Origin of the sequence: Consotaella aegiceratis (assembly GCF_036541425.1) — a bacterium.
In the GTDB taxonomy this organism is placed as follows: domain Bacteria; phylum Pseudomonadota; class Alphaproteobacteria; order Rhizobiales; family Rhizobiaceae; genus Consotaella; species Consotaella aegiceratis.
On record NZ_JAZHFT010000027.1, the window covers coordinates 68,073 to 78,120 of the forward strand.

Genomic DNA, 10,048 nt, shown 5'->3' on the forward strand with positions numbered 1-10,048 from the left:
ATGTCCGCAGAGATGGCGCTCGATCAGCATCCGGCGACAGCGAACAGGCTGTTGGCGTTGGGCCGGTGCGGGCTCGCCACCGGGCTTCTGACCGCGCTCATCATGACGTTCCAGCCCTTTCAGCTGATCTCGACGGCCACCGAAGACGCCGGCAACGCCATCAATCAGCTCGGCTATTCGGCGCTGGCCGCGATCGCCCTGCTCGGGCATCTGCTTTTCGCCGACCGGCGGGTGACCCTCACGCTCCTGCGGCCGACCTGGCTCCTCATGGGCCTTTGTCTGGTGCTGTCCGCCGTCCATTCGATGTGGCCGGATCAGGCGATCCGTGCCGCGCTGTTCACCATCACCGCGATGGTCGCGGCCACCGGCGCGGCGACATTGCCGCCGGATGCGCGCAGCTTTCGCTGGTGCCTGGCGATTGCAGCCCTGGCGGTACTGGGCCTGTCCTATGTCGGGGTGGTGGCGCTGCCGAACGTGGCGATCCACCAGGCCTGGGAGCAGGAATCCCAGCATGCCGGTCTATGGCGCGGCATCTACAGCCACAAGAACGTCGCAGCGCCGATCATGGCGGCGCTGTTCTTCTGCGGCGTCTATCTGGTGCGGTCCAGGCAGCGTCTTCCGGGCCTGCTCATCGTCATCCTGTCGGGCTTCTTCGTCTACAAGACCGGCTCCAAGACCACGATCGCTCTGCTGCCCGCCGTCGCCGGCCTGGTATTCATGACACGCGCCTTCGGCAGCCGGCTGCTGCCGGTGGTCGTGCTCTCGCTCACCCTGATCGGCATGGCGCTGTTCACCATCGGCACGGTGATCAGCCCGACCCTCGACGGCGTCGTCCAAGCCATAAGCCCCGGCACGACCTTCACCGGGCGCACCGACCTCTGGCGCTTCGCCCTCGACCTCTGGCAGGGTCATCATTGGACCGGCTTCGGCTTCCAGTCCTTCTGGCAAAGTCCCCTGATGCTCCATGCCGATCCGAGGATCGAATTGAGCTGGGATCCCGCCGGCTCGGTCAACGGCCACGACGGCTATCTCGACATCGCGCTGATGCTCGGCTGGCCCGGCCTGGCGATTGCGGTGCTGATGCTCGTCGTCCAGCCGTTCCGCGATTATGTCCGCTGCGCGAACGCCGAGGAAAACCGCCGCGCGGCCGATCTCTGGCTGATGATCCTCGCCTTCATGCTGATGAACGCTTTCATGGAAAGCTTCTTCTTCGCTCGCGGCAATCCGATCTGGATGCTGACCTTCCTGGCCATCGTCGAGCTGCGGCTGCTGGCGCGCCATCCGATCGAGGCGGAAACGGCCGCAGCCGGACGGCAGGATCAGGCGTAGTAGGTGCAAATGCGCCGGCCATCCAATTCGCAGACCGTGATCGGCATATCGTAGATCGCGCCCAACGTCTCGGAGCGGATGACCGCTTCCGGCGGCCCGGCGAACGCCACCCGGCCTTCCTTCATCGCGACGATCTCGTCGGAATAGCAGGAGGCGAAATTGATGTCGTGCAGGACGATCACGATAGTCTTGCCAAGCTCGTCGGCCGCGCGCCGCAAAAGCTTCATCATCGCCACCGCGTGCTTCAGGTCGAGATTGTTGAGCGGCTCGTCCAGAAGCACGTAATCGGTATCCTGGCACAGCACCATCGCCACATAGGCGCGCTGACGCTGGCCGCCCGACAATTCGTCGAGAAAGCGCTCGGCGAGATCATCCATCCCGAGATAGCCGATCGCCTGTTCCACATGCCCGCGATCCTCGACCGTCGGCCGTCCCTTCGAATGCGGATAGCGTCCGAAGGAGACGAGATCGCGGACCGTGAGGCGCGAGGAGATGTCGTTGTGCTGGCGCAGGATCGACAGACGCTTGGCAAGCACGTCGCCGGGAGTGTCGGTGACGTCGAGGCCGTCGACGGTGACGACGCCGGCACTCATCGGCAGCAGCCGCGAGACCATCGACAGAAGCGTCGACTTGCCGGCGCCGTTCGGCCCGATGATGGAGGTGATGCCACCGGATTTCAGCCGCAGCGACACGTCGTCGACGACGAGCTCCGTCCCGTAGCTTTTGCTGACCTTCTCGGTCACGATCATCGCGCCGCTCCGCGTATCAGAAGCAGGATGAAAACGAGGCCGCCGACGAACTCGATGACGATCGACAGCGCCGTATCGAAGGCAAAGATGCGCTCCAGCACGAACTGCCCGCCGATCAGGCAGATGACCGCGAGCAAAGCGGCGGCCGGCAGCGTGTCGCGGTGCCAATGCGAGCCGGTGAGCTGATAGGCGAGATTGGCGACCAGCAGGCCGAAGAACGTGACCGGCCCGACGAGAGCGGTCGAAACCGAAACCAGCACGGCGACGAGAACCAGCGTGATCAGCACCATCCGGCCGTGGTCGACGCCGAGGTTGATCGCTGTCTCGCGCCCCAACGCCAGGACGTCCAGAATCGGCAGCATCCGCCAGACGATCACCAGCACCGCGACGATCGCCAGCGCCGAGGCCGCCAGCAGGTCGGCATGGACGGTGTTGAAGCTGGCGAACAGGCGGTCCTGCAGCACCACGAATTCGTTGGGATCGATCAGCCGCTGCATCAGGCTGCCGACGCTGCGAAACAGCACACCGAAGACGATCCCGACCAGAACCAGCAGATGCAGGCTGCGGATCGCCCCGGAAAACAGCCAGCGATAGAGCGCGATCGAAAAGACGACCATCGCCACCACTTCGAGCGCGAACAGAAGCCGCGGGTCGGCCGCCGAGACCTTCATGGCGCCGAAGACGAAGACGAGCGTCGTCTGGATCAGCGCGTAGAGCGCGTCGAAACCCATGATCGACGGCGTCAGGATGCGGTTGTTGGTCACCGTTTGGAACAGCACGGTGGACACCGCGACGGCCGTGCCCACCAGCAGCATCGAGGCGACCTTCATGCCGCGGAACCAGAGGACGAAGTCCCAGTTGCCGCGGGCCCCGATCGTCATGAACAGCACGATGGCGACGACGGCGAGGACGGCCAGGATCGCCAGCACGTCGCGCGGCCAGCGACGGCCGCGACCGAACTCAGCCAAGCTGACGGCGCTTTCGCAGGAGTATGGAGAGGAATAGGACACTGCCGACGACGCCCATCATGGTTCCGATCGGGATTTCGAAAGGGGCTCGAATCACCCGCCCGACGATGTCGCAGGCCAATACCAGCCCGGCGCCCGTCAAGGCCACCCAAGGGGTGATGCGCTTGACGTTGTCGCCCATGGCCGTGCGCACGACGTTGGGAACAATCAATCCGAGAAAGGGAATGCTGCCGACCGTAACCACCACCACCGCGCTCACCAGCGCGACGATGACGAGGCCGAGCGTGACCACCTTGCGGTAGTCGAGGCCGAGATTGGTGGCGAAATCCTCGCCCATCCCCGCTACGGTGAAGCGGTCGGCCGCGATATAGGCGAGGATCGTCAGCACGAAGGCGATCCACAGCAGTTCGTAGCGACCTCGCAGGACGACCGAGAAATCCCCCGACATCCAGGCGCCCAGCGACTGCAGCAGGTCGAAGCGGTAGGCCAGGAACGTGGTGATCGCGTCGATGACGCCGCCCAGCATGATGCCGATCAGCGGCACCAGCAGCACCGAGCGCAGCGGCACCTTGCGCAGAATTCCGAGAAACAGGGCAGTGCCGGCGAGCGCGAAAACGGCGGCCACCAGCATTTTGCCATAGACCGGCCAGGCCGGCGCGACGAGCGTCACGGTGAGCATGCCGAGCGCCGCCGACTGAGTCGTGCCCGCCATGGAGGGTTCGACGAAGCGATTGCGCGCCAGCATCTGCATGATCATGCCCGCCACCGCCATCGCCGTCCCGACCAGAATGATCGCCAGTGTTCGGGGGATGCGGCTGATCAGGAGGATCTGCACCGCTTCGGCTTCCGGCGTCCGCGAAAACAACATCGCCGGCGAGACGTCGCTGACACCGACGAACAGGCTGACGATCGCCAGCAGGGCAACGAGAAGGACGGCCGGAAGAACGCTTTTCACGGGATGCGACGATACAAAGACAAGCTGGAGCGGCGAACCGCCGCATGGAGCCGCACCGGGATGGGCGCGGCCCGGTCGGTTACGGGATCACGGGCCGGGTCAATCGGCCTTGGAGAGCGCCTCGGCGATCTGATCGACGCTGGACTGCAGCGCAGTGAGGCCGCCGCCGACGAGATACCATTTGGCCGGATCGAGATAGACCACCTGGTCGTTCTTCCAGGCGGTCGTCTGTGCCACCAATTCGTTGTCCAGCATCGAAGCGGCGGCGCCGCGGCCGATCGCCGCGTCGCGATCGACGACGAACAGCCAATCCGGATTGGCCTCCCGGATGAACTCAAAGGAAACTGCCTCGCCATGGATGGCGGTATCGAGGTCCGGCGAGGCCGGCTTGATACCAAAGGCGCCATGGACGATGCCGAAGCGCGAGCCGGGCCCGAAGGCGCTCAACTTGTTGCCCGTGGTCAGAACGATCAGCCCAGTGCCGGCATCGGCGGCCAGCGTCTTCAGCTTTTCGATGGATTCGTTCAGAGCGGCGATCTTGGCATCGGCCTCATCTTCCTTGCCGAAGATCTTGCCGAGCGTGCGCGCGTTCTCTTCCGCACTGGCCAGATAGGTGTCTGTGTCGACGCTCAGGTCGATGGTCGGGGCCATCTCCGACAGCACCTCGTATTTGGCAGCCGACCGCCCGCCGACGATGACGAGATCCGGCTGCTCGGCCGCAACCGCCTCCAGATCCGGCTCGAACAGCGTCCCGATCTTGAGATAGGCGTCGTCGCCATACTTCGACAGATAGTCCGGGAGGTTCGAACCCGGCACGCCGTCGATCTCGACGCCGAGCGCGTCGAGCGTGTCCAAGGCCGCCAGATCGTAGACGAAGACCTTGTCGGGGTTGGACGGCACCTCGGTCTGACCCTGGGCGTGCGTCACGACGAGTTCGGCATCCTGTGCCAGAACGAGATCGGCATGACCGAAGGAAAGCAACCCGGCCAGGACGACGGTCGACAGCGACGGCAGGCGGGACGGCAGAAACAGCATGACGGGCTCCATTTGGCGCGGCTCGACCACAATCATGCTGAGGTATATAAAGTTGACAACAGCCGTCAATTATTATCGGCGCTTTATGGGCGATGCTTCGCATCGTCGGCGCGCGAAATGAATCACGACCGGCGGTCCGGTCAGATGGTCGAGGCGATGCCGCGGACTGCGGGATGCCATTTGGATCATCGGAGATCCCCGCCAATTCGGCTCAGGGCGGGGCGCCGGCTTCAAGACGATGGCGGGCAGGCGGCATCGGATCCGCCTGCCCTATCCCATCACGCGACCCTCAATCGGCATCCGGGCGGCGCAGCCGCTCCAGCGCCCGGCGCTCGCGCTTCAACGGCGGATGAGCGCTCGGCTCGTATCCCGGGACGGGCAGCTCGGCGTTTTCGGTCCGCGTCTCAGGCGACGGCGACAGACCCTCGTAAAGCGTAGCGGCTTCGGGCGCAGGTCCGCGACGTTTGCCCGGGTCGACAATCTTCAGCACGCGAATGCCGCCGCGCAGCGTGATCGTCAGCACGTCCCCGGGTCGGACCAGCCGAGCCGGGTTGTCGATCTTGTCGCGATTGATCCGGACCGCACCCGACTGAACCAGCTTCTGCGCCAAGCTCCGCGACTTCACCACGCGGGCGAAGAACAGCCATTTGTCGACGCGCTGGCTCGCCGCATCAGCCATCGGCTATTTGAGTTTGTCCTTCAGCGCCGCGAGCTTGGCGAACGGCGAATCCGGATCGATCCGCTGCGGCCTTTGCGGCTTGGGCGGTCCGTCTGCACGCCGATCGGGCTTGCCACCCTTGCGCTTGGCATCGTCCGTTCCGCCCGGCCCATGCCCGGGACGGCCTCGCGGCTTGCCTTCACCCTTGCCAAAGCGCTGGTTGCGCTCGCCACGGTGCGATTGCCCACCACCCTCCTCGCCGGGCTTGCCGTGACCACGCTTGCCGTGCGGACGGCCATGGCGCTGTCCGTGACGCTCGAACCGGTGCGGCCGCCAAACCTGGATGATCTTCGGCTCGGCCGGCGCTTCGTCCGACGCCGCGGCCGCCTCATCGGGCGAGGCGGCATCGTCCGACATCACCGGCGCCGACGATTCTGCAGTCGAGGCGCCCGCGTCGACCGATCCCTGGTCCGCGGTCTCCTCTGACGGAAGTTCGGCCGGTGCCGGCTCGGCCATCTCGGTCGGAGCCACCTCCTCGGCGGCCGCTTCCACGGGAACCGCTTCGATCGAATCAGGCAGCGAGACCGGGGCATTGGCATCGCCGCCCTCCGGCGCTTGCGGCGCTTGCGGCGCTTGCAGCTCGGCTGCCGCGTCCGCGTCGGCGGGCGAGTCGTCGACCGTCGCCGGCTCCTCAGGTGAACCGTCGGCCTTAGGCGCTTCGGCCGTCTCCGGCGCTGCCGGAGTCTCAGCCTGCGTCGCGGCTTGCGCCGCGGCATTGGCCTGAGCGGCCGCCTCTCGCGCTGCGGCCGCCTCGGCGGCGGCGGCTTCGGCTTCCGCGTCCAGGCGGGTCAGGGTGCGCTCGACCTCTGCGGCCTCGACGCCTTGCGAACGGTACCCGAGCGCCTTGAGGATATCGTCCACGTCCTCGGCAGTAGCGCCCAGGATCGACATCATCGCCGGCGTCACCAGAAACTGCGACCCGTTGTAGCCACCGTCCGGACGCCGGCCGCTGCCGGGCTTCCAGGCGAGGGCCGGGCGGATCAGATCGGCAAGCCGTTCCAGGATGTCGACGCGCACCGCGCGCCGTCCGAGCACGCGGAACCCGGCCAGAGAATAGAACACCGGCTCATAGGTCGGCTCGACCACGGTCGAGGTTCGGCCGGTGGCCAGAAGCTGGGTGACGTCGCCGAAGCCGGGCTTGTCGCTGCCGTCGTTGCGGATCGCCCAGAGCAGCGTCAGGAGATTGGCAGGAGCCGGCTTCACCAGCGCCGGCACGAAGATGTGATAGGCACCGAAGCGCACACCGAGCCGACGCAGGCCGGCCCGCGCGTTCTGGTCCAGTGCGCGGACCTCTTCGGCCACCTGGTTGCGCTGGATCAGGCCGTAACTCTCGTAAAGCCGATAGGCGAGACCCTTTGCCACACCCTCCAGGCCCAGGCCGGACTGCAGATCGGCCAGCGGCTTCAGAACCGTGGAAACCTGATAGGTGACGTAGCGCTCGGCCCGCGCGACCACCTTGTCGCGCGCCGGCCCGGCGAGTTGCTCGTCGGCCAGCACCACGAGACGCGGCTTCAGCGCGTCGTCGCTGGCCGCAAGCGAGGCCACCGGCGCGCCCAGCCATCGCAGCAGCGCGTCCGAACCGATCGCCAGATCGCCGTTCGGCGCATTGGCGAATCGCTCCGCGCGCCGTTCGAACTCGCCCGCCAGCCCCTTCTGGGCAGCGGCGCGAATGGCCTTGGCATCCTGGCCGTCAGATCGTGTGTCGGGCGTAAATCGAAATCCCTGCAGCTCGCCGACATGGTGGCCCTCCACCGACACCGTGCCGTCCCCGCTGACCTCCGCTTCCATATACGCGTTCTCTCTCAGCCGCCTCATCAAGACGCTTGTCCTGCGGTCTACGAAGCGTTTCGTCAACCGTTCGTGGAGCGCATCCGACAACCGATCCTCGATCGCCCGCGTCTTTTCCTGCCAGTGTGTCGGATCGACAAGCCACCCAGGCCGATGAGAAATATACGTCCATGTCCGAATTTCGGCGATGCGCTGCGACAGAGTGTCAAGGTCGCCCTCGGTGCGATCGGCCCGGCGCACCTGCTCGGCCATGTAGTCTTCGGCCACGTGACCGTGCTCGATCAGATCGGCATAGATGGTGGCGATGATCTCGGCATGCTGGGCGGGCGCGATGCGTCGATAGTCCGGCAGCTTGCAGGTTTCCCACAACAGCTCGACGCTTCTGGCGCCTTTGGCGCGCGCCGCGACGCCCGTGTCTCGCGACAGGAATTCCAGCGCACGCTGATCGACGGCCGGCAGCGTGCGGGTGAGTTCGTCCGTCGGCGGCACCTGATCGAGGCTCGCCTTCAGCGAATCGACCGAGCCGAAGTCGAGATCGTCGGAGCGCCACTGCAGCACCTTGACCGGGGGAAAGCTGTGCGACTCCAACGCTTCGACGATCTCGGGCGAAAACGGATCGACCTGGCCGGTGACGCCGAACGTCCCGTCGCGCACATGACGGCCCGCCCGGCCGGCGATCTGGCCGAGTTCGGCGGGCGTCAGCTGCCGGAACTGAAACCCGTCATACTTCCAGTCCTGGGCGAAGGCGACGTGATCGACATCGAGATTGAGTCCCATGCCGATGGCATCGGTGGCCACCAGAAAGTCCACGTCGCCGGCCTGATAGAGTTCGACCTGGGCATTGCGGGTTCGGGGCGACAGCGCGCCGAGCACGACCGCCGCCCCGCCACGCTGGCGCCGGATCAATTCGGCGATGGCGTAGACCTCGTCGGCCGAGAAGGCAACGACGGCGGTGCGCCGGGGCAGCCGGGTGATCTTCTTAGAACCCGCATAGAGCAGGTTCGACATGCGCGGGCGGGTGATGGTCGACGCGCCCTTGAGCAGGCGTTGCAGGACGCCCTGCATGGTCGACGCGCCGAGAAGCAGCGTCTCCTCGCGACCGCGCGTATGGAGGATCCGGTCGGTGAAGACATGGCCACGCTCCAGATCCGTGGCGAGCTGCACTTCGTCGATGGCGACGAAGGCGGTCCCCGGATCGCGCGGCATCGCCTCCACCGTGCAGACGCTATAGCGTGCATTGGGCGGCTTGATCTTTTCCTCGCCGGTGATCAGCGAGACGGCGCCGACCCCCACGCGATCGACGACCTTCTGGTAGACCTCGCGCGCCAAAAGCCGCAACGGCAGACCGATGACGCCGCTCGAATGGGCGATCATCCGCTCGATGGCGAGAAAGGTCTTGCCGGTGTTGGTCGGTCCGAGAACCGCTGTGACGGTGGCTCCGTCGAAACGCACGGCCGTGGCTGGAGCTCGGTGTTCAATCATTCTGTGCCGCTATGTGGGAAGCCTCGGCGGCTTGGCAAAGGTCGAAGTCGGGTCGAGGCGAACCTGCTGCACCCGTCTCGTCAGCACAACCGACACCTGCGTCAACCACCAGAACGGGAAGGTCGACGAGCAGTCTCTGATGGGCGATTTCAGGATTTTGATCGTCAGCAACAGGTTGGCGGGTTGAAATCAGGCTGGAACATCTGGCGAGTAGCGGACTTTATGCCTATGCTTTGTTCGGCATGCAAAAGGTCGAATGCAGCCAATCGCATTGCGACGGGAGGAGAACGCGCATTGCCCAAGGACAACGACGTCACCCTTATCAAGAAATACGCCAATCGTCGTCTCTATAACACGGGAACCAGCAGCTATGTGACGCTGGAAGACTTGGCGACCATGGTCAAACAGGAGGAGGAATTTGTCGTCCGGGACGCACGAACGGGCCTGGACATCACGCACGCGGTTCTGACCCAGATCATCTTCGAGCAGGAGACCCGGCGGGAGCAGACGCTGCTCTCGAGCGACTTCCTGCGCCAGCTCATCCGCTTCTACGGCGACGGACTTCAGTCGATCATGCCGGCCTATCTGGAACAGTCCATGGCGGCCTTCATGCACGAGGAGGAGAAGCTGCGCGACGTGTTGGACGAGGCCGCATCCGAGGACGAAGTGCGGTTCATCGTCGATCAGACGCGCCGCAACGCCGAGACCTTTCGCGATGCCCTGACCATTGCCGGCGCGTCGAAAAGTGCCCGACCGGACCACGCGCCGCGAGATCTGAAAGCCGTGCGCCGGGAGATCGACTCCATGCGCGAGCGTCTCGACGTCATCGACCGCGACATCCCCTCGGACCGGTTTCACGACGCCGGCGAGACGGTTTCCGTGATCGGAAAATAGAAGTCATGACCTCCGCCAGAGGCGGAGGTTTGGAACGCTGCGCTTGAGCCACTAGAAGTGGCTTTGCTACATCAGGCGTTCAGCTTGAACAAATCGTTGTAGTCAGACGCTTTATCGGCTTTTTCTTGAT

General features: G+C 65.2%; 8 protein-coding genes. 2 read left to right on the top strand and 6 right to left on the bottom strand.

What is annotated here, in order from left to right:
• Window positions 1-1,329 carry an O-antigen ligase family protein gene (locus tag SMD10_RS17230; protein ID WP_331686971.1) on the top strand — a complete coding sequence of 443 codons (1,329 nt, stop codon included), beginning with the start codon at window positions 1-3 and terminating at the stop codon, window positions 1,327-1,329.
• Here SMD10_RS17230 and SMD10_RS17235 read toward each other — a convergent pair.
• From SMD10_RS17235 to SMD10_RS17260, 6 genes are all read right to left on the bottom strand, one after another.
• Entirely contained in the window at window positions 1,320-2,078 is a 759-nt protein-coding gene (locus tag SMD10_RS17235; protein WP_331686972.1) for an iron ABC transporter ATP-binding protein, read from the bottom strand. The two genes, SMD10_RS17230 and SMD10_RS17235, sit on opposite strands and share 10 nt — an antisense overlap.
• Window positions 2,075-3,046: an iron chelate uptake ABC transporter family permease subunit gene (locus tag SMD10_RS17240; RefSeq protein WP_490338293.1), complete on the bottom strand. Its 972-nt coding sequence runs from the start codon at window positions 3,044-3,046 to the stop codon at window positions 2,075-2,077. The genes SMD10_RS17235 and SMD10_RS17240 overlap by 4 nt, the downstream gene beginning before the upstream one ends.
• Complete coding sequence (locus tag SMD10_RS17245; RefSeq protein ID WP_331686973.1) at window positions 3,039-4,001, bottom strand: ABC transporter permease; 963 nt, start codon at window positions 3,999-4,001, stop codon at window positions 3,039-3,041. Before SMD10_RS17245 ends, SMD10_RS17240 begins: the two co-directional genes overlap by 8 nt.
• Window positions 4,002-4,100: 99 nt before the next feature.
• Complete coding sequence (locus SMD10_RS17250) at window positions 4,101-5,036, bottom strand: siderophore ABC transporter substrate-binding protein (RefSeq protein ID WP_331686974.1); 936 nt, start codon at window positions 5,034-5,036, stop codon at window positions 4,101-4,103.
• Window positions 5,037-5,325: 289 nt separating this feature from the next.
• Window positions 5,326-5,715: an RNA-binding S4 domain-containing protein gene (locus SMD10_RS17255; RefSeq protein WP_331686975.1), complete on the bottom strand. Its 390-nt coding sequence runs from the start codon at window positions 5,713-5,715 to the stop codon at window positions 5,326-5,328.
• Window positions 5,716-5,718: 3 nt separating this feature from the next.
• Window positions 5,719-9,024 carry a helicase-related protein gene (locus SMD10_RS17260; protein WP_331686976.1) on the bottom strand — a complete coding sequence of 1,102 codons (3,306 nt, stop codon included), beginning with the start codon at window positions 9,022-9,024 and terminating at the stop codon, window positions 5,719-5,721.
• Window positions 9,025-9,318: 294 nt separating this feature from the next.
• Between SMD10_RS17260 and phaR the strand changes: the two genes are divergently transcribed.
• On the top strand, window positions 9,319-9,918 hold the full coding sequence (gene phaR, locus SMD10_RS17265; protein ID WP_331686977.1) for a polyhydroxyalkanoate synthesis repressor PhaR: 600 nt from the start codon (window positions 9,319-9,321) through the stop codon (window positions 9,916-9,918).
• Window positions 9,919-10,048: the final 130 nt, after the last annotated feature.

Coding starts and splice junctions, on each gene's coding strand:
- SMD10_RS17260 (WP_331686976.1), bottom strand. CDS start 9,024: ATGATTGAACACCGAGCTCCAGCCACGGCCGTGCGTTTCGACGGAGCC.
- SMD10_RS17250 (WP_331686974.1), bottom strand. CDS start 5,036: ATGCTGTTTCTGCCGTCCCGCCTGCCGTCGCTGTCGACCGTCGTCCTG.
- SMD10_RS17255 (WP_331686975.1), bottom strand. CDS start 5,715: ATGGCTGATGCGGCGAGCCAGCGCGTCGACAAATGGCTGTTCTTCGCC.
- SMD10_RS17235 (WP_331686972.1), bottom strand. CDS start 2,078: ATGATCGTGACCGAGAAGGTCAGCAAAAGCTACGGGACGGAGCTCGTC.
- SMD10_RS17230 (WP_331686971.1), top strand. CDS start 1: ATGTCCGCAGAGATGGCGCTCGATCAGCATCCGGCGACAGCGAACAGG.